Source organism: Phycisphaerae bacterium (assembly GCA_012729815.1).
Taxonomy (GTDB): domain Bacteria; phylum Planctomycetota; class Phycisphaerae; order JAAYCJ01; family JAAYCJ01; genus JAAYCJ01.
This window is the reverse complement of the sequence record JAAYCJ010000198.1, coordinates 1-24,930: the sequence shown is the minus strand read 5'-3', so window position 1 is coordinate 24,930 and position 24,930 is coordinate 1. Positions and strand designations below refer to the sequence as shown.

General features: G+C 64.0%; 23 protein-coding genes. 11 read left to right on the top strand and 12 right to left on the bottom strand.

Features of this window, described 5'->3' with window-relative positions:
* The first annotated feature begins 2 nt into the window (after window positions 1-2).
* Entirely contained in the window at window positions 3-1,310 is a 1,308-nt protein-coding gene (locus GXY33_13290) for a DUF1015 domain-containing protein (GenBank protein NLX06107.1), read from the top strand.
* Window positions 1,311-1,377: 67 nt separating this feature from the next.
* Window positions 1,378-2,790 carry a hypothetical protein gene (locus tag GXY33_13285; GenBank protein ID NLX06106.1) on the top strand — a complete coding sequence of 471 codons (1,413 nt, stop codon included), beginning with the start codon at window positions 1,378-1,380 and terminating at the stop codon, window positions 2,788-2,790.
* An 8-nt stretch (window positions 2,791-2,798) separates the two neighbouring features.
* Here GXY33_13285 and GXY33_13280 read toward each other — a convergent pair whose 3' ends face one another.
* From GXY33_13280 to GXY33_13270, 3 genes are read right to left on the bottom strand one after another with little or no spacing between them, the layout of a single operon-like run.
* Window positions 2,799-4,325: an endo-1,4-beta-xylanase gene (locus GXY33_13280; GenBank protein NLX06105.1), complete on the bottom strand. Its 1,527-nt coding sequence runs from the start codon at window positions 4,323-4,325 to the stop codon at window positions 2,799-2,801.
* Between the two features lie 44 nt (window positions 4,326-4,369).
* Window positions 4,370-5,080, bottom strand: a complete 711-nt coding sequence (locus GXY33_13275) for a DUF1559 domain-containing protein (protein NLX06104.1) — start codon at window positions 5,078-5,080, stop codon at window positions 4,370-4,372.
* A gap of 15 nt (window positions 5,081-5,095) precedes the next feature.
* On the bottom strand, window positions 5,096-6,145 hold the full coding sequence (locus GXY33_13270) for a substrate-binding domain-containing protein (GenBank protein NLX06103.1): 1,050 nt from the start codon (window positions 6,143-6,145) through the stop codon (window positions 5,096-5,098).
* Between the two features lie 232 nt (window positions 6,146-6,377).
* Between GXY33_13270 and GXY33_13265 the strand changes: the two genes are divergently transcribed.
* From GXY33_13265 to GXY33_13245, 5 genes are all read left to right on the top strand, one after another.
* On the top strand, window positions 6,378-7,106 hold the full coding sequence (locus tag GXY33_13265) for a methyltransferase domain-containing protein (GenBank protein ID NLX06102.1): 729 nt from the start codon (window positions 6,378-6,380) through the stop codon (window positions 7,104-7,106).
* An 86-nt stretch (window positions 7,107-7,192) separates the two neighbouring features.
* A complete protein-coding gene (gene larE, locus GXY33_13260) occupies window positions 7,193-8,035 on the top strand; it encodes an ATP-dependent sacrificial sulfur transferase LarE (protein ID NLX06101.1) in 843 nt (280 codons plus the stop codon).
* Between the two features lie 59 nt (window positions 8,036-8,094).
* Window positions 8,095-8,679 carry a nitroreductase gene (locus GXY33_13255; protein NLX06100.1) on the top strand — a complete coding sequence of 195 codons (585 nt, stop codon included), beginning with the start codon at window positions 8,095-8,097 and terminating at the stop codon, window positions 8,677-8,679.
* A gap of 25 nt (window positions 8,680-8,704) precedes the next feature.
* A complete protein-coding gene (locus GXY33_13250) occupies window positions 8,705-9,361 on the top strand; it encodes an HAD family hydrolase (GenBank protein ID NLX06099.1) in 657 nt (218 codons plus the stop codon).
* A 179-nt stretch (window positions 9,362-9,540) separates the two neighbouring features.
* On the top strand, window positions 9,541-10,800 hold the full coding sequence (locus GXY33_13245; GenBank protein ID NLX06098.1) for a hypothetical protein: 1,260 nt from the start codon (window positions 9,541-9,543) through the stop codon (window positions 10,798-10,800).
* A gap of 18 nt (window positions 10,801-10,818) precedes the next feature.
* On the opposite strand, the gene GXY33_13240 is transcribed toward GXY33_13245, so the two are convergent.
* Both GXY33_13240 and GXY33_13235 read right to left on the bottom strand, forming a co-directional pair.
* Window positions 10,819-11,346 carry a CAP domain-containing protein gene (locus tag GXY33_13240; protein ID NLX06097.1) on the bottom strand — a complete coding sequence of 176 codons (528 nt, stop codon included), beginning with the start codon at window positions 11,344-11,346 and terminating at the stop codon, window positions 10,819-10,821.
* Between the two features lie 58 nt (window positions 11,347-11,404).
* A complete protein-coding gene (locus GXY33_13235) occupies window positions 11,405-12,229 on the bottom strand; it encodes a hypothetical protein (GenBank protein NLX06096.1) in 825 nt (274 codons plus the stop codon).
* A gap of 96 nt (window positions 12,230-12,325) precedes the next feature.
* Between GXY33_13235 and GXY33_13230 the strand changes: the two genes are divergently transcribed.
* Entirely contained in the window at window positions 12,326-13,039 is a 714-nt protein-coding gene (locus GXY33_13230) for a 16S rRNA (uracil(1498)-N(3))-methyltransferase (GenBank protein NLX06095.1), read from the top strand.
* Window positions 13,040-13,048: 9 nt separating this feature from the next.
* Here the strand turns inward: GXY33_13230 and acpS are convergent, their stop codons facing one another.
* Genes acpS through GXY33_13215 form a run of 3 tightly spaced genes read right to left on the bottom strand, consistent with a single transcriptional unit; the run spans window position 13,049 to window position 14,842 of the window.
* Window positions 13,049-13,435, bottom strand: a complete 387-nt coding sequence (gene acpS / locus GXY33_13225; GenBank protein NLX06094.1) for a holo-ACP synthase — start codon at window positions 13,433-13,435, stop codon at window positions 13,049-13,051.
* The gene (locus GXY33_13220; GenBank protein ID NLX06093.1) at window positions 13,432-14,418 is read right to left on the bottom strand and encodes a hypothetical protein; all 987 of its coding nucleotides are present in this window, start codon (window positions 14,416-14,418) and stop codon (window positions 13,432-13,434) included. Before GXY33_13220 ends, acpS begins: the two co-directional genes overlap by 4 nt.
* A 58-nt stretch (window positions 14,419-14,476) precedes the next feature.
* Window positions 14,477-14,842 carry a YlbF family regulator gene (locus GXY33_13215; GenBank protein ID NLX06092.1) on the bottom strand — a complete coding sequence of 122 codons (366 nt, stop codon included), beginning with the start codon at window positions 14,840-14,842 and terminating at the stop codon, window positions 14,477-14,479.
* A gap of 126 nt (window positions 14,843-14,968) precedes the next feature.
* On the opposite strand from GXY33_13215, the gene rnr reads away from it, so the two are divergent.
* Window positions 14,969-17,239, top strand: coding sequence for a ribonuclease R (rnr, locus tag GXY33_13210; protein ID NLX06091.1), 2,271 nt, complete (start codon window positions 14,969-14,971; stop codon window positions 17,237-17,239).
* A gap of 29 nt (window positions 17,240-17,268) precedes the next feature.
* Here rnr and GXY33_13205 read toward each other — a convergent pair whose 3' ends face one another.
* Entirely contained in the window at window positions 17,269-18,303 is a 1,035-nt protein-coding gene (locus GXY33_13205) for a hydroxyacid dehydrogenase (GenBank protein ID NLX06090.1), read from the bottom strand.
* Between the two features lie 206 nt (window positions 18,304-18,509).
* Here GXY33_13205 and GXY33_13200 point away from each other — a divergent pair, with 206 nt between their 5' ends.
* Both GXY33_13200 and GXY33_13195 read left to right on the top strand, forming a co-directional pair.
* The gene (locus GXY33_13200; protein ID NLX06089.1) at window positions 18,510-19,556 is read left to right on the top strand and encodes a hypothetical protein; all 1,047 of its coding nucleotides are present in this window, start codon (window positions 18,510-18,512) and stop codon (window positions 19,554-19,556) included.
* Window positions 19,557-19,569: 13 nt separating this feature from the next.
* Window positions 19,570-20,733, top strand: a complete 1,164-nt coding sequence (locus GXY33_13195) for a hypothetical protein (GenBank protein ID NLX06088.1) — start codon at window positions 19,570-19,572, stop codon at window positions 20,731-20,733.
* Window positions 20,734-20,760: 27 nt separating this feature from the next.
* Here the strand turns inward: GXY33_13195 and fliS are convergent, their stop codons facing one another.
* The 3 genes from fliS to GXY33_13180 all read right to left on the bottom strand — a co-directional run bounded on the left by fliS (window position 20,761) and on the right by GXY33_13180 (window position 24,695).
* Complete coding sequence (gene fliS, locus GXY33_13190; protein NLX06087.1) at window positions 20,761-21,228, bottom strand: flagellar export chaperone FliS; 468 nt, start codon at window positions 21,226-21,228, stop codon at window positions 20,761-20,763.
* A gap of 32 nt (window positions 21,229-21,260) precedes the next feature.
* Complete coding sequence (gene fliD, locus GXY33_13185) at window positions 21,261-24,419, bottom strand: flagellar filament capping protein FliD (protein ID NLX06086.1); 3,159 nt, start codon at window positions 24,417-24,419, stop codon at window positions 21,261-21,263.
* A gap of 75 nt (window positions 24,420-24,494) precedes the next feature.
* Complete coding sequence (locus GXY33_13180) at window positions 24,495-24,695, bottom strand: hypothetical protein (protein ID NLX06085.1); 201 nt, start codon at window positions 24,693-24,695, stop codon at window positions 24,495-24,497.
* Window positions 24,696-24,930: the final 235 nt, after the last annotated feature.

Sequence of the window (24,930 nt, the reverse complement as noted above, 5' to 3'; positions counted from 1 at the left end):
CTATGGCACAGATCGAAGGGTTTCGCGGTATCCGGTATTCGCTGACGCAAGGGACGGACATCTCGCCCTACCTGGCCCCGCCCTACGACACGATCATGACCGACCAGGCCAAGAACCGCCTCCTCGAGCACTCGCCGCACAACATCGTCGCCATCGACCTGCCTTACCTGCCTCCCAAACAGGCCGGGCCGGAGCATCTCTACCGGCAGGCGGGCGAACGGCTCAGGGAGTGGCTCGAACAGGACGTGCTGACCCGCGAGATCGAGCCGGCGATCTACCTCTACCGCCAGTCGTTCACCTACGGCGGCAAGAACTACATCCGCCGCGGGTTCATCGGGCGGCTTCGCCTCGAAGAGTTGGGCAAGGGGTCGGTCCTGCCGCACGAGCAGACCTACAGCGGCCCCAAGGAGGACCGGCTGTTGCTGACCCGCCATAGCCAGGCCTATATCTCGCAGGTCTTCTGCCTCTATGAAGACTCCGACAACGAAATCGCCGACGTGCTGTTCACCAAGGCCCAGAGCAATCCGACCTATTGGGGCGTGCTGGACGGCGTGAAGAACGAGGTCTGGGTAATCACCGAGCGCAGCGCCCGCCACTGGCTGGCCTCGAAGATGGCGCCCAAACCGGTGTTCATCGCCGACGGGCACCATCGCTACTCGACCGCGCTGAACTATCGCAATCTGCTGGCCCAACAGGCCCAGCTCCACCAGAACCACCCGGCCAACTACGTCTCGGCCATGTTCGTCTCGATGTCCGAACCCGGGCTGCTGGTCCTGCCGACCCACCGGGTGGTCATGAACCTGAAGCCCTTTACGCTGGCCGAACTGGCGGAGGCCCTCAAGGACCAGTTCCATCCCCGCTGGGTGAGCAAGCAGGACGATCCTCAACACCTCGAGCAGGCGGTGGTCACCACCGGCGATCAGTCGTTCGCGTTCGTCAAGCCGGATGAGGACCGGGCCCTGGTGGTCTGGCCGCAGGACGGCGAGCACCTGCTGGACCACATGCGCGACAAGTACACGCTGGCCTGGCGGACGCTTCCGGTGGCCATCCTGCACAATTTCATCTTCGAGAAGGTCGTCTATCCCAAGTGGCTCGACGGCGATCAGCCGCAGATCGAGTACTTCCACCGGGCCGACGAGACCGTCGAGTTCGTCAACGGGCATCCAAACGCCCTGGGCGCGATCGTGCCGCCCACGCCGGTCGAGTCCGTCCGCAAGGTCTGTTCGGACAAGATGCTGATGCCCCAGAAGAGCACCTACTTCTATCCGAAACTGGCCACGGGCCTGATCGTCTATCCGATGTTCGATTGAGCGGCGGCCATCGGCCCGCCACAACTTGGCTCGGAACCCGCGGCCTGTCATCGCGGAGGGAAAGCTCATGGACTTGGCCCGAACCCAGTTGTTCCTCGACGACGAGCTGATCGAAAGCGCGTTTCGCCTTCAGCGGCAGGTTCGTCCGCCCAAGCTGCTGCCCGAACCGATCTTCAAGCCGCATCGCCCCTGGGAGTACCGGGCGGTGGTCCTGTTCGGCACCGTGCTGCACAGCCCGGAGAACGACCGGCTGCACATGTACTACCAAGTGTTCGCCAAGGAGGCCCGCCGGACCTTCGGCACCCGGATCTGCCTGGCGGTCAGCGACGACGGCCTCCACTGGGAGCGCCCGGCCATCGGCGACGTCCCCTTCGAGAATTCAACCGACAACAACATCATCCTCGACATGCCCATAGGCGCGCGGACGCTCGACAGCCCGTCGGTCATCCACGATCCGGACGACCCGGACGAGTCCCGCCGCTATAAGATGCTGTGCTTCACCGAGTCGCAGGAGCACGACCTGATGGCGGCGTTCTCCCGCGACGGCGTCCACTGGAAGTGGCATCCCGAACCCGTCAGCCACGTCACCGGTGACCGGAGCAACCTGATCCCGACCCGCGTCAACGGCCGGTTCGTGCACCTGAACCGCCATCGTGAGATGGGTCGCTTCAATCATCCCGCGGGCGCCGGCGGACGGGCGTGCTTCCTCTCGACCAGCGAGGATTTTCTGCACTGGACCGAGCCGAAACTCGTCCTGGCTCCGGACCTGGCCGACCCGCCGGAACTCCAGTTCTACGCGATGGCGGGTTTTCCGTATCACGATCAATACGTCGGCTGGGTGCAGCGGCTCTGGTCCAACACCGACACCCTCGATATCGAACTGGTCACCAGCCGCGACGGGACGAACTGGCGACGACTCTCCTGCCGCGGCGCGTTTATTCCGTGCGGACCGACAGGGTCATGGTACGAGACGTGGATCGATCTGCCCTCCAACGCCCCCCTGCTTCGTAACGGCGAACTGTGGTGGTACGTCAGCGGCCGGTCCTGCTCGCACCACACCGGCGAGCCGCATCCGTACGCCGCCATCGGCTTGGCGTCGCAGCGGACGAACCTGATGGTCGGCATCGTCGCCGACGCCTGGCCGGGACAACTGACCACCAAGCTGATCAACTGGCCCGGCGGCGACCTGTGGCTCCAACTCAAGGGACCGTCGGCAAGTCCGCACATTCCCGGCGGCGTCTGCCAGGTTCGCGTCGTGACTCCTGAAGGCAAGCCAATCGAAGGATTCGAACCGCCCTGCCATCAGACCCACGCCGACTACTGGACCAACCAGCACTGGAGCCGCTTCCGCTGGGACGGCGGCCAACGCTCGCTGCGCGAACTGGCCGGCCGAACAATCAAACTCCAGATCCACTTCGACCGCCTCGAACTCTACGCCCTCCGCGCCGGCGGCGAGAACGATCCCGACGACCGCTGGTAGCAGTCAGGCTATTGACCGTCGGTCGATGGCATGGTCTTGAGGAACTCCTTCCACGCCGCCACCACCGGCCGCGCCACAAAGTCGAAGTGGTACCACCCGAACGCATCATTCGACGTCGTGTCACGAAGCTGGTAGAAAAAGGCCCGCTCAACCTGCGGGTAGCTCAGCAGCACCGCCAGTTGCCACGGCGCCCACTGGGCCTGCTGCGCCGGAGTCACCGAGTACGGGTGTTTTTCCACCGGCCAGCCCGTCTCGGTGATCCAGATCTTCTTGTCGCCGTCGCCAAAGTGCCGCATCACGCGGATGACCCCCTCGATCTGTCCGGGAACCCAGTGCTCCCGCGGGTCCTTGCCGTAGCTGTGAATGTTCATCGCGTCGAAGGTCCCCTTGAGCCCCTTCTCGTAGTAGCCGATGAGCTCGCGCATCAGGTTCACCCCGTCGGCGAAACCGCCGGTCAGCACCACGCACTGCGGGTCCGCCTTCTTGGCCGCCTCGTAGAACGTCCGCTGCCACGCCACGTAGTGCTCCACCGGGTCGCGGCCCGACGGCGGAACGAGCCAGAACGCCCCTACCGCGTTCTGCTCATTCCATCCCTCCCAGTACTTGACATCGTCCTTGTACCGCGAGACCAGGGCGTAAACGTAGTCCGATAGGTCCTTTAAGTTCCGCGGCGGATACTTGGTCCGCGACCAGTCGGTCACCTCGTCCGGGGCGTCGGCCGCCCACATCGTGTCGAACGCCACCAGCCCCACCATCTTGATCCCGCGTTTCTTCGCCTCGGACACCATGTAGTCCGACAGCGTCCAGTCGAACTCGCCCTTCTTCGGCTCGAGCATCGCCCACTCCGGCCAATATCGCATCCAGCCGAAGCCCAGCTCGCTGGTCAGGTCCAGTTCCTTCTCGTAGATATCCCTGGTCATCCCTCCAGGGCCCCAGAACACCCCGCCGTGGGCGAACCCGCAGCGGGCCAGGTCCGTCCGGCTCAGTCTGGCCACACTCCAATCGCGATTAAATCCCTCCGGCGCGATCGTCCGCCCGACCAGTTCCACCCCGATCGCCGCGATTGACATCGCCTGATCCGAGGCAAACCGCAAGTCCCAGCCGTTGCAGCGGTTGATGAACGTCGCATCAGGCAGTTCGAAGACGAATCGCTTCCATTGCCCCGTATCGCCCTTCTGCACCGACTGCGACTTCCACGGAAAGAGGTAGCTGTCGTAGTCGATCTGCAACACGCCCGGCTGGTCCAGCACCTCGGCCCAGACCTTCACCGCCATGCTCCCGTCCTTGAGCCGCGGATCGGTCACCCGCACGTACAGGTAGCGGGCCTCTTCGCCGCTGGCGGGGATCGTCCAGCAAGTCCGGCCGGCGACCTGGGCCACGAATTCCGGCTTGGCCAAAGCCGCCTCGATTCCCTCGCCACGGGCCAGCATCTGACCCCCCTCGAGCGGCCCCAGCGCCACCGACACCCGCACCGGTTCATCCGCCCAAGCCGCCGAAACCGCCGCCAGCATCACCGCCACTATCGCTAAACGCATGGAACCTCCTCGATTGAGTTCTGAGAGGAACTACACGGAACGCCCTACTCCCAATCCGGGAAAAACCACGACAGGTTCGCCGGGTCGGTCAGGCTCGCGTAGCTGTCCCACGCGGCGTGGCCGTCGGCGTAGAGCGCCTGGGCGCCCGCATGATGTACGGACGCGACCTGGGCCAGATACCACTCATGGCCGAACAGAATATAGTCTGTGGCGTAGACCGCGAAGCTGTACCCGCTGCCGACCAGTTGGATCTTGCGGGCCGGCTCGGCGAACTGTCCGATCCGGAACGGCGGCCACCAGCACGGCCGGCCCGCCCGGAATTCCTGGTAGTGAAACGCGTAGCACGTCGCGTGCGCCTGGGCGTAGTTGGTGCTCGGATCGTTCACCCACGCCTCATCGCCCAGGACCTTCGGATTGCCGGGGCAGACAAGAATGCCCTTGCGGCTTGGAATGATACGCGCCATCCCGAGCAGGTCATACCACTGCGCCGCGGTTCCCTCCGGACGGACCCGCTCGCAGGGAACATACCCGTCGAAGTCCTGAGCGTAACCCTCGAACGCCAGTCCCAACTGCCGCAGATTCGACAGACACACCGCCGCCCGAGCCTGCTCCCTCGCCTCCGCCAGCGCCGGCAGCAGCATGGCGACCAATACGGCGATGATCGCCACAACCACCAGGAGCTCAATGAGGGTAAAAGACTGCGCGCCTCGAAGTTCGTAGTTCGGATTTGCGGAAGAGACAGTCTGGCAGCTCATGTCCATTCTCCCAAATCAGTAATCCCCCGCCCTTCCCGTCGAGTCCCGGACGATCAGCTTCGCCTCAAACGCCTTCTGGACAACCGGCGCGTCATTGCCCTGGAGTCTTTCCTCGAGAATGTCCACCAACCCGTTGGCCCGGTCGGCGTGGCTGAACTCAAACGTGGTCAGGGCCGGACACAGGTACGCGGCCCCGTCCCGGTTGTCACAGCCGATCACGCTCACCCGATCCGGCACGCGGATGTCCCGCAGATAGAATGCCTGCAGGGCGCCAACCGCCCCCGCATCGTTGATCGCGAAAAGCCCGGTGAAGTCCAACGCCCCCTCCTCCAGCGTCTCCATGATCCTCCGTTTGCCCGTTTCCCGGGAATCGCAGTGCAACTCAGCGTGACAGTCGAGCACCCGCACCTGGGCCGCCGCCCGTTCGGCCTCATCCAGGAATCCCGCGATCCGCTCCCGGCCGTCCGGCGTGTCCGGCTCGTGGTTCAGCACCGCCAGCCGGCGGTGCCCCAACTCCAGAAGATGCCGGGCCGCCATCACCCCCACTCCCCGCTCGTCGCCGTAGGTGCAATCGACCTCCTCTCGGGAGTACGGCACGCCCTGGCAGACCAGCGGCACGCCGCGCTTCCGCAACACCGGAACCGCGTGCGACGGACAGGCGGCCAGGAAGAGAATGCCATCCGCCCGCACCCGCGGCACCCACCGTTCCGGCGACTCGCGAAGATCGAAATAGTGAATCCGCGGCAGATATCCCCGCTCCACCAGCGTTCGTCGAAGAACCTCGTTGAAGGCCATGTCGCAGATATCCAGCGACAGGAGCAGTATCCGCCGCGTGGCCGAGCCCAAACCTTGCGTTCGCCGCGGACGCGAGGTGTACGTCCCAACCGTCGGGCGACGGATCACATAGCCCTCCTGCTCGAGAATCTCCAACGCCCGAACCACCGTAAACTGGCTGACCCCGCTCTCCTGGACCATCTGGCGTACCGGCGGAAGACGGGTTCCCGGCTCCAGGGCTGAGATCTTCCGCTTCAGGTCGTCCGCCAACGCTTCGTACTTGGCTTTCATGATTTCGTCCAAACCGACACAGGTTGTAATACCATCGTACAGGAGAGCCTCCCTCCTGTCAATGGTCTAGCCGGTCATCCTGAATCCGTTACCCGCCCGAAATAGCCTGCAGATTCTAATTAACAACACTAATTATAGGACATTTTAAGCAACAAAAAGCGATTTCGTGCTTGCAGGTCGGTCTACCTTCGACTACATTAAACCGAAACAATTGCCGTCAGGAGAAGACATCATGGCGCCGGGAATGAAAGAACCCATCACGCGGAAGATATACAACATTCAGTCGCACTTCTACGACGAGCTGCTGGGCAACATGATCCGTCGCCGTCAGGGCAGTGCGCTGTCCCGGATGAACATCCGTTCGGGCGACAAGGTGCTGGATATCGGCATCGGCACGGGCGTCTCACTCGAGATGTATCCCAGGCACTGCCAGATCGTCGGGATCGACATCTCCGAAGGCATGCTCTCAAAAGCGGTTCAGCGGGTCCGCGAGACCGGTCGCGACAACGCCTCCCTGGTCATCGCCGACGCCATGAACATGCCCTTTCCCGACAGCACCTTCGATCACATCCTGATCAGCCACGTCATCACGGTCGTCTCCGACCCGATCCGCCTGCTCGAACACATCAAGCGGGTTGGCAAACCCAACTGTCGGATCGTCATCATCAACCATTTCCAGTCGGGCTACCGGCCGATGGCCTGGCTCGAAAAGGTGCTCTCGCCGGTCTGCGTCCATCTGGGCTGGCGAAGCGATCTGAACCTCCACGAATTGCTCCAGCAGGCCGATCTGGAGGTCGATTTCCGCTACAAAGTCCGTAACCTGGACCTCTGGGAAATCGTCTTCATGCGGAACAACAAGCCGCGCCTCGGCTGCCTGGAGACCGCGATGCGCCGCACCCCGCCGCTGCCCATGGCAATCTCCGATGTGCTGGCGCCCGCCCCGGTTCCGGCGAGGATATAATTCCCTGCGATCGCGGGACGTTGGTCGCGCTTCCATCGCCCGTTGCCCGACGGCGGCGGATGGCATGTGTGTGTTGGGGGTCCGGCATGATCGATATCGATTCACAGCTCGATGAAAAGCTCCAGCGGGCCAGGACGAACCTGACCGAGTTGGGCAAAGCGGCCGTCGCCTTCTCCGGCGGCGTCGACAGTTCATGCCTTCTGAAGCTTGCCCTCGATACCCTCGGCCGCGACAACGTGGTGGCCATCAGCGCGGTCGGACCGGTGTTTCCCGCCTATCAGCAGGAACAGGCAAGGCGGATCGCCTCCGGCCTTCACGCGAGGCATCTCGAGTTGCTGGTCGAGGTCCAGCGGTTGCCCGAATTCGTTCGGAACACGCCGCAGCGATGCTATCACTGCAAAACGTTCCTTATGACCCGGATCAGGAATCTGGCCCGCGAGCAGGGCTTTGAGCACGTTCTGGCCGCTGAGAACGCCGACGACGCGCTCGACTACCGGCCGGGCCACCGAGCCCTGCAGGAACTGGGCGTCCACACCCCGCTCAAGGATGCACAGATTTCCAAAGCGGAGATCCGCGTGCTGTCGCGGCAATGGGGGTTGCCCAACTGGGCGGAACCGCCCAGCCCGTGCCTGGCTTCGCGGGTGGCCTACGGCCAGACGATCACCACCGAACTGCTCCAGCAGATCGACCAGGCTGAAGCTTTCCTGCGGGCTGAGGGCTTCGAGCCGGTTCGCGTCCGCGTCCACGGGCCGGTGGCCAGGCTCGAACTGGCCGCCGGGCAGATCGCCCGCGCCGCTGAACTGCCGATGCGGGAGAAGATCGAGGAGAAGCTGCGGGAACTGGGCTTTGCCTTCACCGCCGTCGATCTGGCCGGCTACCGCTACGGAAACCTCAACAGACTCTTGCCACAGACCGCCGAACCGCAATAATAGACCCCATCGGTTCTGCACCCGCCCAGCGGAGACCTGCGGAAGGAGGGCAACGGATCATGGACGTCTATCAAGCCGCGACCTCGCGAAGGACGATCCGGCTGTTTCAACAGAAACCCATCCCAGCCGACCTGATGGAGAAAATTCTGGACGCCGGCCGGCTGGCCCCCTCAGCGGCCAATCGCCAGGTCCTGGAGTTCCTCGTGATCGAGGAGCCTCAGAACCGCCAGAAACTCTTCGAGCAGACCGCCTGGGCCGGCTACGTCAAGCCGCGCCGCACGCCGCCCGAAGGCAAACGCCCGATGGCCTACGTGATCGTCCTGGTCCGCGATAAGGAGCTGAACTGGATTAACGCCGCCGACGCCGGGGCCGCCATGCAGAACATGATCCTGACCGCCTGGGCCGCCGGCGTGGGCTCCTGCTGGATCGGGTCGGTGACCCGCCAGAAGGTGATCGAGCTGTTCAGCGTGCCCGAAGACCGGCACCTCTTCGGCGTGCTCGCCCTGGGCTATCCGGCGGAGCGCCCCGTCGCCGAGATCCTCGAAGACTCGATTGAATACTGGCTCGACGAACAGGACGTCCTGCACGTGCCCAAGCGGCGGCTCAGCAGCATCGTCCACCACGAGGACTTCTGTCAAGATTGACCTGACCCTGCCTCCGGAGCATCCGATGACCTACCCGGCTGCGATCTTCGACCTCGACGGCACCCTGGCTGACACCCTGCGCGACCTAGCCGACGCCACCAACTGGGGCCTGGCCGAACTGGGCCAGCCGACCCATCCCGTGCAGGCCTACCGCCTCATGGTCGGCGAAGGACGTAACGTCCTCTGCCAGCGGGCTTTGCCGTCCGACCGCCAGGACCTCACGCCCCGGCTCGAGGAACTGATGACCCGGTACTACGGCGAGCACTGCTTCGATTTCACCGCCCCCTATCCGGGCATCGAGGAACTGCTCAAGGCCCTCCAGGCGGCCAACATCCGTATGGCTGTGCTGTCGAACAAGCCCCAGCCGTTCGTCGACCTGACCATCGAAAAGCTCTTCGGGGCGTTCCGGTTCGACGCGGTCTGCGGCGAGGGCGCGGGTATCGCCCGCAAACCCGACCCGGCCGGAGCCCTGGCGATCGCGGAAAAACTCGATCTGCCGCCCGCCACGATCGCCTACGTGGGCGATACCTGGATCGACATGGAGACGGCGGTGAAGGCCGGCATGTTCGCCATCGGGGTGACCTGGGGCTTTCGCGACCGTCGGGAACTCGAGGACTCCGGCGCCCAGGCGATCGTCGATACGCCAGCCGACCTGGCCCGCCTGCTGCTGGGTGGCCGATGAACTGGCGTCCAACACCGCTCGTAGAATAGGTAAGTCGCGGCCTCGGCGAGAACGGCAAGTGCGCCTCATTTTACGGGTTTGCGCCTCCCTTTCTTGCCGATAATCTCTTTGCCGGATCAATATTTGGCTATCAAAACTAATATCGCAGCTCTGCTTATAATAAGCAGGAGGTTTTCTCGATGACAAAAGCGTTGGCAACCCTTGCCGTTGTGTTGTGCCTGATCGCTGCGGCTGCGGCCCAGACGGAGTCGGTCGAACCGACCGAAGAACCCAAGATCGATCAGCAGCAGATCAGGGTGTTGCTGGACAAGGCCCGCGAGGCGACCCTGCTCGGCAAGACGGCTGAGGCCCAGAAGTCCCTGGATGAACTGGTGGAGATCGCTCGGCAAGGTTTCTCCATCAAGGATTCAGAGGTTTCGACCTCGATCCTGCGGAGCATCCTGGACCTGGACCCCAGGCACATGGGGGCGCTGTTCAACCTGGCCGAGATCTACCGTCATACCAGTCCGCTGCGGGCCGTCAATTACTACAATCTGTACCTCGAAGCCAACCCCAACAGCCAAGCCGCCCTGTTCGGGCGAGGGTCCTGCTACTTGGGCCGCGAGGCCTATTCCCTGGCCATCGCCGACCTCAAGCGCCTGGTTCAGGAACTCAACCCCAACCACATCCCGGGCCTGACCAACCTCGGTCTGGCCACCGCCGGCCGGGCCGCGGAGAAAAACTACGACCCGGAAATGATGAAGGAGGCGGTCGGTCACATTCAGCGGGCGGTGGAGCTGGCTGAGGCCTCACCGGAAGATCCGACAGCCCAAGCCATGCTGCCGGACCTGCGAATCCGTCTGGCCCGGCTGAATTTCAATTACCAGAAGATCCTCGAACAGGGATCGGGCGGAGCGAACTTCGGCGAAGCGGTCAAGCTGTTCGGCGACGCCATGAAGCTGGTCCGCCAGCACGTACAGAGCGACCCGGCCAACCCTGAGACAATCAATCTGCTCAGCCAGTGCTACGACGGGATCAGCGGCGTCTACGATGCGGAAACCCAGCGGAACCCGCAAGACCCCAGGCCCTACCTGGCCCTGGCCGATCTGGTCCTGATCCGCACCAAGGAAGTCGACATGCTGTACGCACACGTCCGCTCGATCATCTACCTGAGCCGGGCGATCCAGAAGAACCCGGAAATGGCCAACCTGCACGTGGCGACCGCCAGGGCCTACGAGAATCTCGCCCGATTCATGGCGGTCGAACTGCGGATGAACCCGCAAGCAGCGGTCCAGAAGGCGATCGAAGCGGTCAGCGAGGCCAAACGGCTCGACCCCCAGCGGGCGGACCAGTACGACCAGATGGTCGAGAAGCTGGTGGCCGCCACTCAGCCGGCCAAACCGACGGCGGACACGCCCCAGGGCGAATCGGAAACGTCCCCGGCACTCAACGCCGATTAGCCGCCATCCGCGTCGCGACTACTCCGGCATCGGCGTGCCGAAAACCTGGACCCAGTAGTAGCGGCCCGCGTAGTTGCGCTTGACGCCCACGCCCAGTTCGATGAACTCCGGCCGCAGGATGTTCGCCCGGTGCCCTTCGCTGTTCATCCAGGCGTCAACGACCTCTTCGGGCGAGTCCTGTCCCGCTGCGATGTTCTCGCCGACCAGCATGTACACGTAGCCCCGCGCGGTCACGCGATCGGCCACGTTTTCGCCCTCCGGCGATTCGTGGTCGAAGTAGTTCCGCTCGATCATGTCCTCGCCGTGGGCGGCCGCCGCCTCAGCCAACGTCGCATTCCAGGTCAGCGGAGCCAACCCCGCCTCGACCCGCTCGTCGTTGGTCAATTCCAACACCTCCTGCGACAGGACGGCCTCCTGCTCGGGCGAAAGGAAGTTGCTTGGAAGAATGCTGGGGCCGCTGCCGTCGCATCCGCCAACCGCCGCCATGGACAATAGCAGTAAAACCGGCAGAATAAAGGACTTACGGGGCAGGTAGCGGGTGTTCATGTACTTGCTCCTTGGATTGACCTTGTGGGAAAGCACGTGTGGGCCTCGCGCGGGCCTGTCAGCGGGCCAGCAGCAGTATCCATACAATGATACCTAAAAGGAACGTGGAAACAGCCAAATAACCCAGAAAATTCTTGACCGGTCTGGGCACCCAGTAGAACGGCCAGTCGAACAGATTGACGAGACCAACGGCAATTCTGACCGGCATTGGCAACCGATAGGCAGGAGTCACAGCCCCGGTCGTGGGCGGCGAGGCCGAGACGCCGCTCTGCACTTCGTCAAGCCGGCCCAAAGCCGAAGATATCTCTTCCTCGGCCACCAGGTCGTCTTCCGGGCCGACCTCCAGATCCTCTTCGCCGGGAACGACGATCTCGTCGGACGGCATCTCCGCCCCCTCGTCTTCCGGCGCCTCGTCAAGATTCGAATCCTGATCGTCCGGGATTTCCGGGTCCATGACCGGCTCGGTGGACAGTTCCGGTATGTCGGGTTCCGATGCTGGCTCGGGAGACGGAGTGGCGGTCCCGGCCTGGTCGTTGGGTTGATCCGTGGCGGATTTGCCCTCAGGAGGCGTGTCCGTTTTTTTGCGGCTCAGGAAGCTGGGCCGGCGACTTTTGGGCGGGTCCGGCGGTTGTTCGGCGGCTGGCTCCGATGACGCCTTGCCGCCGGACGCTTCCGGTTCGGCGGGCGGCGGTTCGGCCTCGAGAGCGGCTTGGGACTCGCCGCCTTCCTGTGGCGGTGGGACATCCGTCGCGACCGCCTCAGCGGTCTGAGTGACGGCGTTGAGTTCCTCGCCGAGTTGGCTGACCTCGTTCAGCAGATCGGCCAGTTCCCCTTCGATCGACTCTTCGGAGGCCGGCGAATTGTCTTCCATCGGATCGGCCATCGCCTCGAAACTCCCTGTACGGGGCGCGGCAACGCCCCCTATAATCATGATTATCGATCATTATCAGACGGTCCTTGAGTTGCACAGGAAGGTTGGATGGCTCGGCAGACCCGGCTCTACGTCCCGCGGATCGAGGCCGGACCGGTCAGGGTGACCGGCCCGGAAGCCCACCACGCCCGCAGCGTGTTGCGGCTGGGTGCGGGCGAGACGGTGGAACTCTTCGATGGCGCCGGTCGAAGCGCAGCGGCCCAGGTCCGCTCGGCCGACAAAGATGCCCTGGAACTGACGGTGGGCGAAATCCGGACCGATCCGCCGGCTGAGACCCGACTGGTGTTGGCCACCGCCATTCCCAAAGGGCCGGTCCAGCCGTGCCTGGTCAGCCACGCCGCGGAGGTCGGCGTGGACGCCTTCTGGCCGGTGGTCTGCCGGTACAGCGCCGTGCGGGACGTCTCCGCGGCGAGGTGGCAACGGTGGCTGGTCGAAACGTGCAAGCAGTCCGGCCGAAACTCGCTTCCGGAGGTGGCCGAACCGGTCACGCTGGCTGAGGCACTGGATCGCACCGGGGATTTCGACCTGAAAGTCTTCGGCTCGACCCAGACGGATCAATTAGCCCGCGAACCGCTCGCGAAGGCGTGGCGAACCGCCATCGTGTTCGTCGGTCCTGAAGGCGGCCTCTGCGACGAGGAGGAACGCCTCCTGATCGAACGCGGAGTTCAGCCGGTGCGATTGGGACATTACGTCATGCGGGTGGAAACCGCCGCCGCCGCCCTCGCCGCCCTTCTGATCGGGAATCGCGAACCACGCAGATAGACCGACCTTTCATTCCCCCAGCGCCAAAGCCGAAGCGATGGCGTGCTGCTCGGTGTGGCTGATCGAAATCTGGATCTCGGCGATCCCCTTCTGCTCCGCCAGCATTTTGGTGTGGCCGCCCAGGACAACGGTGGGCCGGCCCAACGGATCGTTCACCACCGCCACGTCGGTCCACGCGATCTGCCCCCGCCATCCCGTCCCGATCGCCTTGAGCACCGCCTCCTTGACCGCGAACCGCCCAGCCAGATGCTCCCAGCGGCGTTTGCGGGCCCGGCAGTACTCCAGCTCCGTCTCGGTGAACACACGGGCGAGAAACCGCTCGCCATACCGCTCCGCGAGTTCCTCGATGCGATGGACCTCGACCAGATCGATGCCGTGTCCGAGTATCTTCGTCATGAGAAGCCGTCCTGACCAGAAAGAAGCACACCGGCTAAGCCGATAGCGACAGCCAGGCACAGCAGCGGCGCACCGCAGCCTACCGGCGAAGGCGATGCCTCCGAGGCGACCCGCTGCTCAACGAGATTCGGGCCGTAATCGGCAAGAGCGAACGCCTCCTGGACCGATCCGTCCCGGTCGTAGACCGTGACCCGCGCGCCGTTCTCGTCAACGTCGACAATCAGGTAACCGGTCGCGTCACCGCAGGCGCCGGCCGGCGGGGCGGTGATCTGGTGCACGCCGTCTTTGGCCCAGTGGTCGTAAATATGCGTGTGGCCGCAGAAGTACGCCGCGACGTTATGGTCGACAAGCAGTTGCCAGAACCGGTCGCGATCTTCCGGATGGGCGTCCAGCGAACCGCCCACGTGACGGCCGTAGGGAAACGCGGGAGCGTGCCCGAAAACGAAGCGGACCGGCGCGGTGGAATTACCCAGATCGCGGGCGAGCCACTCCAGGTCCACCCGGTGACGGCGCATCGGGCTGGACGTGCTGACGGCCGCAAAGTGCACCGGCCCGAGGTCGAACGAATAGCTCATCTTGCGCTCATAGTCCGGGCCGTTGTCGGGCAGTTCCGGAAACGCAAGCTGCCACTGCATCTGGCACCAGAAGAAATTCTCCAGGTCGTGGTTGCCGGGCACCGGATAGACCTTCAAGCCGAGCATCTCGGACTCGTACCACGGCGAGGCGATCCGTCGCCAGAGATCGAAACCCTCCGCCGTGATGCGATTGTCGTAGAATCCGTAGGTCAGGTCGCCAGCCACGATTACGCAGTCCACCGGCGGATCGGCCCGAAGCACCAGGTGCACGACCTTGTTAAAGGCGTTCTCGCTAACGGCCAACCCGCCCGATCCCTGGCTGTCCGCCACCACGGCGAACCGCAGCGACTGGGCGGCCAGCGAAGGAAGCGGAAGCAGGATCAGCCACTGCACGAGAACCAGGCGCATCGAAACCACCTTGCCAACGAAACACCGACCGCCACCGGCGCGGGAAACCCAAAACGACCTACTGGGCGACCTGCGGGCCCGACTGCCCCTTCTCCGCCGGGAACACCTGGCCCATCACCGCCTGATTGACCTTGCGCATCAGATTGGCGTATTCGACCTGGGCGGCCATGAACTTCTTGACGCTCGCGTTGCCCGACAGGTCGGCCTGGAGACGCGAGAGCTTGTGCTTGTCCTCCGGCTCGATCGGCTGGCCCTGAGCCTCCAGCCCAGCCATCCGGTGGGCCTGCTGCTCGTATTCCTCCAGCAGCTTCTGGGCCTGCGGGTCCGCGTTCAACTCGTTCTGCAGCGCGATGTAGCGTTTGGTCGCGGCGTCTTTGGCAATCTCCTTGCCGAGGTCTTCCGCCATCTTGATCACGTCCGCCATGGTAATCCCTTTATAATATCAGGCTTACATTCGGTGCATGTTTCCTGTTATTATAGAGAGACTTCGGGGGTCGATAAATGTAAAAATCGATAAACCCGACTGATAGTCCTTTCGAAACGGGAAGACATGAGCAAGCAACAGACGATGCAGAAGAATATCCTGGCCGGCCTGGCCGGGGCGCAGGGGCAACCGACCGACTGGCAGGACCTGGCGGAGAAGTTGGGGGTCAACAAGGATCAGTATCCGCAGTTCAAAGCCGCCATCGACCAGCTCCGCCGCGACGGACGGCTGGTGATCGGCGAAGACAACTCGATTCACCTGCCGCCGCCCGGCGGCCGGATCATCGGCACCTTCCAGGGCAACCAAAAGGGTTTCGGGTTCGTCTCTCCCTTTGATCCATCATCGACCGAAGACCTCTACATCCCAGCCCAGGAGACGCTGGACGCGATGACCGGCGACGTGGTCGAGGCCACCGTCCGCCGCCGACAGGTCCGCGGCCAGATGCGCTCCTACGGCGAGATCACGCGAATCATCACGCGGGGCAAGGACAAGTTCGTCGGCACGCTCATGCGGGCGGCCAACCGATGGATGGTCCAGACCGACGGCAGGGTGATCCATCAACCGATCGCGGTCGATGACGTCGGCGCCAAGGAGGCCCGGCCGGGCGACCGCGTGGTGGTGCGGCTGACCGAATTTCCGCAACAGGAGCAGCTTGCCCGCGGCGTGGTAATCGAGGTGCTCGGCGCCGAAGGCGAGTACGAAGCGGAACTGGGCGCGGTGATCCGCGAGTTCGACCTGCCCGAGGCGTTTCCAGCCGAGGTCGATAACGATCTGGACCGGGTCATCGAACGGTTCAACCGCCAGGTGCTTCCGGAACTGACCAAGGGCAAGCTGCCCGCGGGCCGGCAGGACCTGCGGGATGAACTGACCTTCACCATCGATCCGGTCGACGCACGGGACTTCGACGACGCCATCTCGATCCGCGCCACCCGCGACGGCTTCGAACTGGGCGTGCACATCGCCGACGTCTCCTACTTCGTCGAAACCGAAGGACCGATCGACCGCGAAGCCGCCGAACGCGGCAACAGCGTCTACCTGCCGCGGAAGGTCATTCCAATGATCCCCGAGGCCCTGAGCAACGGCTTGTGCAGCCTTCAGCAGGATCAGGATCGGATGACCAAGAGCGTCTTTATCGCCTACGACCGCAAAGGCCAGGTCAAAGGCACGCGGTTCGCCAACAGCGTGATCCGCTCGAAACAGCGGCTGACCTACGACCAGGCGACCGGAGTCCTCGACGGCAAAACCGACGGGATCGCCCCAGCCGTCGTGGCGGCCATCAAACAGGCTGAAGACCTGGCCAAGAGGATCCTGCAACGCCGACGCGCCGAAGGCATGCTCCACCTGATGCTGCCGGAGGTCGAACTGGTCTACAACGACAAGGGTGAGGTCGTCGACGCCCATCCGGCCGACGACAGCTTTTCGCACACCATCATCGAAATGTTCATGGTCGAGGCCAACGAGGCGGTCGCCCGGCTTCTGGACTCCTGCAACGTGCCCTTCCTGCAGCGAATCCATCCGGAGCCCGAACAGGCGGCCTTCGAGCAGCTCAGCAAGTTTCTGACCCTCTTCGGACTCAAGCTGCCCAAGCAGCCCGACCGGTCGGACCTCCAGCGGCTGATCCAGACCTCGGCCGGTAAACCGTCGAGTTTCGCGGTCAACATCGCGATCCTGCGAAGCCTCCAGAAGGCGGAGTATTCCACCAAGAACCCCGGTCACTTCGCCCTCGCCAGCAGCCACTACTGCCACTTCACCTCGCCGATCAGGCGCTATCCGGACCTGACCGTGCACCGCCTGCTCGACGAGCATTTCGCCGGACGGCTCAAGAAAAACGCCCGGAAGCTGCGCGACCACGCCTATGCGCTGGAGGAAATCGGCAGCCGCTGCAACTTCACCGAACGTCAGGCCGAAAGCGCCGAGCGCCAGCTTACCGAAACGCTGGTCCTGCAACTGCTCGCTCAGCAGATCGGCCGGCACTACCAGGGCGTCGTCAGCGGCGTCAGCGCCCTTGGCGCGTTCGTGCAGCTCAGCAAGTTCCTGGCCGATGGACTACTGAAGGTCGAGGAACTCGGCAGCGACTGGTGGGAACTGAACGTCGAGGGCGGCTACATCCAGGGACGGCGCTCCAAGCGCCGGATCGCCATCGGCGACCCCATCGAGGTCAAGATCGTCGCCGCCGATCCGCTGCGGCGACGGCTCGACCTGGCCCCGGTCGACGAGAAGCTGCTGGCCCGCGCCGAACGTTCGCCCAGACGACCCGAACGCGGCGAACGGGCCAAACCCGCCAAGGAACGCGGCAAGTCGAAATCCGGCGCGCGGCGAGGCAAACGCCGCCGCTGAGCGGGTTCATGGCAGCCCTGGAGCGACGGCTACGCCATGCGGCCCAGGGTCTTGGGGTCCACCTGCCATCGAAACGTCCCGTCGGCGAGGAACTTCTCGATCTCCTCGACCACGAGCTGGCCCTGCCGCCTGCGGCCGTTCGAGGCGTGGCCGGCGATGTGCGTGAACATCGCGCAGTACGGACTCTGGCGAAGCGGATTGTCCTTGGCCGGCGGCTCCGGGTCCGTCACGTCCAAAACCGCGTACATGCGGCCCTCCGCCAGCTTCTCGATCAACGCCTGCTCATCGACGATCGAGCCTCGCGACGGGTTGACGAAACGCACGCGATCCTTCATCAGAGCGAGCTGCCTGCGGCCGATCATGTGCCGCGTCTCATCGGTGGCCGGAGCGCACAGCACAACCACCTCGCTGCTCGCGCACAGCTCGTCGAGTTCGACCTTCGCCGCCCCGTATTCCGCGATTCGTTCGGCGGAGGCGTAGGGATCGTAGACCACCCGCTCGACCTGAAAGCTCTTCAACAGGTTCAGCAGGTGCTTGCCGACCTCGCTGGCTCCGACCACGCCGATCCGGATGTTGTACAATTCCATGACCCACTCATCCCACTCCGTGCCGCGCCAGCCGCCCCGCTCGATCACCCGGTCCAGCGGGATGAACATCTTGCACGCCGCGATGATCATGCCGACCGTCGACTCGGCCACGCCCAGGGCCAGCGCGTGACGGCAGTTGGTCACCGCGATGTGCCGTTGATACGCCGACGCCGGCGCCAGGTGCTTGATCGACCCGGCTGAGTGGGCGATCGCCCGGAGCTTCGGCGCCCTGGCGATGATCTCGTCGGTCAGTCCCGGCGTGCCCCAGCCGGTGATCAGGATGTCCGCCTCGCCGATCCGCCGGCCGATCCAGTCCAGATCGATCGTCTCGGGCAGTTCCTCGCACGGATTTGAGGGCGCCACCGCAAGCTGCCGCCTGAGCCGGTCGATCTGCTCGCAGGTGAAACAGCTCTTGAACGTCTCCTGAGGGACAGCCATCAACGCTTGCATCTCGTGGTTCTCCAACTGCAGGCTCATGGACTACCGCATTGACGAAGCGATTGTATGCCCGCGTCCGCCGCGGTGCAACGTTCCGCCGGGTCCAACAAACCGGCGGCCGGGACTTGTCAACGGCCTGCGGCGAAGGTACGATGTTCGAAAGGAATTCGCAGCCGGGCACGCGTTGCCGGCGGTACAACAGGCAACGGTCCCGGTCCCATTCGATTGTCGTGGAGGTCGCCGGCATGCCGTCATCAAAACGGATCGCGATTGTCTTACTGATTACCGTACTGATCGCAGGCTGCGGACGCGACGAAGAGGAACCCGCCGGCAAACCAAACGGGCCCGCCGGACGGACACAGGTCAGCCCGACCGGCGCTCCGGCCGCGCCGACTCCCGCGCTCGAACCGGCCGACGCCCGCGACCAGGCCCCTTACGCCCAGTGGTTCCCGACCAGCGAGAAACTCAAGGAGTGGACCAAGACCCAGGCCGTCCGCGGCAACCAGGGCGAAAACGTCGCCCAACTGCTGCCCGAGGCGGCGGGCCTCGTGCGGCCCTATCGGATCAATGCAGCGGCCGCCGCGACCTACCAGCGATACGCCAGGGGAGACCTGCAGACCGTCGAAGTGACCATCATCGAGGCGGCCGACGGACAGGACGCCTACGGTATCATGACGGTGCTGTGCCCCGGTCAGGACCAGATCAAGATCGCCGACGTCTACCGCCTCGCGGGGCCCGGACGAATCTGCGCCCTGCGCGGCAACTATCTGGGCATCTTCGCCGACCGCACCACCAGCCAGACCCGCCTGACCGACGAGGCTCTCGAGGAATTCGCGGGTAAGGTGATGTTCAACCTGCCCGGCCGGGGCGGCGCGCCGGTGCTGGTCCAGATCTTCCAGGCCGAGGGCCTCCCGCCCGCCGACACCTACTACGTCTACGGATTGACCAGCCTGCCTCAGGACCTCCGAACGCAGATCGGCATGGACAATCCCGAAGCGCTGACTGAACTCCTGAAGCTGAACCCGCAGACCCCCCTGGCCGTCGGCGCCTTCCAGGTTGAGGATTGGCCAAGCCGCAACGTCGCCTGGATCGTCAGCTACGCCAGCCACGAGCAGGCCCAGGAGGTCTACCGCAACTACCAGGACATGCTCAAACTGCCGACCACCAGCCCGCTGCACCGCAATACCATCGTGCTGGCCCCGCGAGGACGGTATCTGCTCGGAAGCTGGACCGCCGACGCCGAGTCGCTGGTCCACATCCTCTCCGAGATCGCCAAACATCTGCCCCAGTAAAGGACACCCCCACATGAAACGGTACGTACTGGCCCTGATGATCGTCCTGATGATGGCTGCCCCTTTCGCCCCGGCGGATGACGCCAAAGAAGACCTGAACACGGTAACCGTCAAGGGCCTCGGCACCGATGAGCAGAGTGCGCTGGACGACGGCCTCCGCAAAGCGGTCGAACAGGGCGGCAAGCTCAAGCTCTACGCCGAGAGCAAGACCGAGAACTACGAGCTGATCCACGACACCATCCTCTCCCAGGCCACCGGACTCATCAAGGAGTACAAGGTGCTCAAGAAGGGCGAGGACGATCTGGGCGGCTATTTCGTCGAAATCGAGGCCGTGATCGACCGCCAGGTCGTCGACGCCACCTGGGGCCAGGTTGAAATCCTGCTGCGACAGCTCGGACGGCCCAAGATCCTCGTCAGCATCGTCGAACGCATCCACGACACCACCCGCGCCGACAAGCGGGTCGAACAGGTCGACGCCGACAGCCTGCTGGGCAACATGATCGAAAAGCTCCTGGTCGATAAGGGCTTCGCCCTTGTGGACAAGGGACAGATCGAGCAGCTCAAGCAGGACCAGATCCGCCAGGCCACCCTCGACAACGACACCGCCGCCCTCAAGCGGCTTGCCACCGAACTGGGCGCCCAGATGTACATCGTGGGCAACGCCCGCGCCTCGGGCCCGCAGCTCACCGACGCCTACGGAACCACGCTCTACATGTGGGAAACCGACGTGACCCTCAAGGCCTTCTGGTCCGAGACCGCCGCCATCCTCTTCGCCGAAAACAAGGTCGGCGACCGCAGCGGCTCGCGAACCCAGGGACCGCCCGGGGCCAAGAAGGCGATCGAAAAATCCGGCCAGGACCTGGCCAAAAAGTGCCTCCAGGCCATCCTCCAGAAGTGGTCGAGGCAGGCCACGAGCGGCGGACAGGTCGTGGTCACCGTCAACAACCTCGCCTTCAAGCAGATGCTGGCGATCCAGAAGAAGCTCGAGGCGATCGACGGGGTCAAGGAGGTTCACCGCCAGTGGAACAAGCCGGTGGCCAAATTCGAGATCAAGACCACCGACACCGCTGAGAAGTTCGTCGAAAAATTCGCCGAACTGGAGTTCGACGATTTCGCCCTCGAGATCGAGGACCAGAAGTTCAACACGATCACCGCGTCAGTGGAGTCGGGCGAATAGCGGGGCGATCCGACTCCGCGACAGGCGCTAGACGCTGAGGCTGAGGCTCGGCCGTTCCGCCGGCTCCTCGGCGGGATTCCCGTCTTCGACCTCCGCCTGATCCGCCTTCTTCTGCGCGGCGAGTTTGGCCATCAGCATCTCCCACGTCTCCCGTTGATACGTCAGGATCTTCAGTGCGTCTTCCAGGGCGGCGGCGTCCCGTTTGACGTTGCCTTCGATCAGCCGGCGGTAGATGAAATTGTACAGGCTGGCGAGTTTGCCGCAGAGCTCCGGTTCGGCCTCGTGGTCGAGGCTGGATGAGAGCTCCAGAACGATGTTCTGGGCGCGAACGCTGGCGGCGTGGGCCTCCTCGAGCCGGCCCTCGGAAATGGCCAGGCGGGCCTCTTCGGTGAACTTGATCGCGCCGTCGTAAAGCATCAACTGAAGCTCTTCCGGAGACGCGGTCAGGATCTTGGTCCGCAGGTACTCGCTCTTCGCCTTGTCATACTGGCTCATGATCTCTTGGCCTCACCTGGATTGTCACCGTCTCATGCTCTGCTCGTCGAACTGCTGGTAGTGATCGGTGAAATCGGGGTGTAACTTGACAACGCGGACTGCATTTCCTGCATCCGCGAAAGGGCCAGCTCCATATTGTAAAACTGCTGGTAAAGCCGCTGCTCCTTGCGCTCCAGCATCTCCTCGAGATACTCGATGCGGTCGGAAAACAGCGATTCCCGCCGCTGATAGCTGCTGGTCTTTCGGGCGATGATCCCGTCGGTCCGGGTCATCACGTCCAGCAGGCGGTCCATCACGTGGCCGAAGCCCATCGGCTCGTTGGCGTAGAACCGATCCAGGGCGTCCTCGCCGTCGGCCGCGGCCGCCCGATACTTGTCCTGGTCGAAGCTGGAGAAGAACTCCTCCACCGCGTCCGGATCGTTCTCGTAGACGGTGCGGAATTTCTCCTCGTCGAACTGAAGCTTGCCGCCGGTGCCGACGCTGATCCCGAGTTCCGAAACCCGGTCCAGATCCCCGACGCCCTGCACCGCGGCGCGAAGCGTGTTGTACAGCCGCGTCTTGACCAGATCGACCGTGGTCTCGCCCAACAGCACGCCGGCCTCTTCGGTCTCCGGATCGTAGTCGGTCAACTGCGTTATCAGGTCGATCACCTCGTTGAACTTCGCCACGAAGTCGTCGATCTTGGCGACCACGCCGTCCACATCCGTCGCCACCGTCACCGTGACCGGCTTGTCGGAGACCGCCTGGACGTTGAGTGTCACGCCCGGAATCGTGCCGGTGAACGTGTTCGTGCTCGAACTGGCCACAATCGGATTGTTGTACCCAGCCCCGCCGAACGCGATCACCGCGTCCTGCGGCTTGACCAGGTCGAACATGGCCAGGTCCGTCTGGCCCCAGTTGACGATCATGCGGCCGTCCTTGCCGCTCAGCTCGCTCGAAAGGCTCAGGCGATACCCGTTGATCTGGCTGCCGTCGTTGATGATGCCGGCCTTGATCGGAACGCCCAACGCGTTGATCTTGTCGACCACCGCCTGGAGCCCGTCGCCGCTGTCCACCTCGATGCGGTACTCGTAGGAACCGTCGATCGTCCCGTTGCCGGATGTCTCGCTCTTGCCGGCGATCCGCAGATCGCGAGCCGTCCGCCCGCCGGCATTGTCCGCCACGGTCAGCGTGCCCGCCCCGTCGCCGGTGTCCGTCAGGAGAATCCCGTCGCCGTTGGCGTTGATCGACGCGGTGACATTCAGACGTCCCTCAGCCGTCTCTTTGTTGATTATGTCCACCAGCGCGCCCACCGTCATGTCGTTGTTCGACGCCACGGCAAAACGCTTCTGGTTGCCCGTGCTGTCCGTGACGGTGAAGCTCCCGCTGCTGATGCCGCGCCCGCCGTTGAGCTCCGATAGCAGCGTGTTCTCCGATACGTAACGGAACTGGTTGTTGCCGCTGTCCACCGTCGCGGCCTCGCCGTCGTAGGCAATGCCCAACTGCTCAGCCATCGCCCCGCTGATCCGGAAGTTCCCCGTGGTCGCACCGGTCATATCGCGAACTACAATCCCCGTACCGGCTTGGTTCAACTCCGCCCGAACGTTGACGTCGGGCGAGTTGTTGATCGCAGCCAGCACGTCGTCGAGTGTCTCAGCCGTCGAAAGGTCCAGCGTCGCCTCGCCGCCCGTGCGGTCCTGGATCCGGATCTGGCCCAACTCGACCCCCGACCCGCCGTTAAGGCTCCGAAGCAGCACGGCGTTGAGCCCCGAAACCACCCGCCGACCCTCAGCCGTCGAACCGTCAAAAACCCCGGCCAGGCCCAGGTCCTCCGCCAGACCCGACTCGTTGGCCGAACTGATTTCGAATGCCCCGGCCCCGGTCGTATTGTCGATCAACTCGATCCGCTTGCCGTCGGCCGCGACCCGCGCGGTCAGGGCCCCCGGCCCAGCCGCACTGCGGTCCGCAGCGTCCTGGACGGCCCGGATCACGTCGCCCACCGTGCTGAGCGTGAAGAAGATATCGTCCCCGCTGACGATCGCCTGCCCCTCCTCGCTCTCCTTGTCGATCCCCAGATCGCTGGCGGCGTAGCTGCCGCCAAAATTCTCGATCTTCAGCGTTCCCTCGCCGCCGGTGCTATCGCTCAGTCGCACGCCGGTACCCACCGTTCCCAGCGTCACTTTACCATCTGTAGCAGTGCTAATTTTAGAGGCCACGTCGCCCAGCGTGGTCGCGCCGGTCAGATCGACGATCTTCTCATCACCGTTGCGCATGGTGATCTGGATCGCCCCCAGCCGGACTCCCTTGCCGCGGTTGAGCATGCTCAGCGACGTATCGAGGGTCAGGGCCTCGGGCAACCCCACGTCGAATTCGACCCCGCTGTGCAGCTTGATGTGCAGGTCCGCGGAGGCGTCCCGCGACGAGCGGACGCCCGCCCCGTCGTTAAGCGCCTTGAGCGTCGTGGTTTCCGTGATCCGGACCAGATCCTGGCCGGTGATCACACCCTCCGTGCCGATCCCGGCGATGCCCAGGTCCTGAGCCGCGTACCCCTGGTGCATATCCTCGACGATCAGGTTGCCGGTGCTCTGGCCGGTCTGGTCGGTCAGCACCAGCCGGTCGCCGTCGATCGACGCCCGGACGCTGATCCCAGAGGTCTGATTGATCTGATCAATCACGTCCTGGACCGTCACCGCGCTGCCCAGATCGACCTCGGCCGATCCGCCCGATCGGTCCGTAATTCGTATTACTCCCCGCCGAACGCCCTGGTGGCCGTTGAGGAAGTTCAGTTCGGTTTCGCGGTCAAGCCGCCCCTGGCCCATCTCGATGGTGATCGTGCCGGGAGAGATCGGGCTCAGATCGGGATCGCTGAAGCCCGAGCTGACCATCTGGTGGGTCTGGGCCAACTGCCGGACGCGGAACGAGTAGCTGCCCGGACTGGCTGACGATGACGCCTTGGCGGTCAGGACGTTCTCATCGCTGCTGCTGGCGCTTCGCGGCCGGAACGTCACCCCCGATTTGAACGGAACGACCGAGAGCTTCAGCGACAGCAGTCTTGCTGAAACCGTCATAAACGCCGTCCGTTCCGCCTCGAGGCCCTTTTTCTGGTTCTCGAGGAGCGTGATCGGACGGGTTTCCACCGCGATCAGCGAACTGACCAGACTTTCGATGTCCAGCCCGCTGATCAGTCCTGTGCTGGAACTGATGGTACCCATTGGTTTGTCGAACTCCGATTGTCCGCCTTGCGGCCTGTCCCCCCGGGCGGCCTCCTTGGGGCCTCCCAACGACCCTCACTCGTCCAGCAAATCCTCTGAGAAGAAGCCGGACGCGATCCAGGAATCCGAGGGCCGCCGCCGAACCGCCATCGGTTCGGCCCGGCACGCGGCGATCCGAAAGACCGCTTCGCCGTGCAGCAACCCTCGCAGGCACCGGAACTTACGAACCGGCGCCTCTCGCCTCACTTCGCCTTCCAACTCTGCGACGCTGGGCATGACCTTACCTCCATCACTGGAGCACCGGTGCCGTAGCCGGTGCAGGCACTTACCGTAGTGCCAGCGACGCCTTACCCTAGTATCGGCCAGTCGAATACCCCCACTTAACCACGTTTATCAGACCCAGCGCGCAGAATATGACTGAGAATTAGAAGTGACCACTATCACACCACAACAGGTTCGGACGTGGAGGAACTTGCACAGCCCATGCCAGAGGTGGCCGCTACTTCCTGCG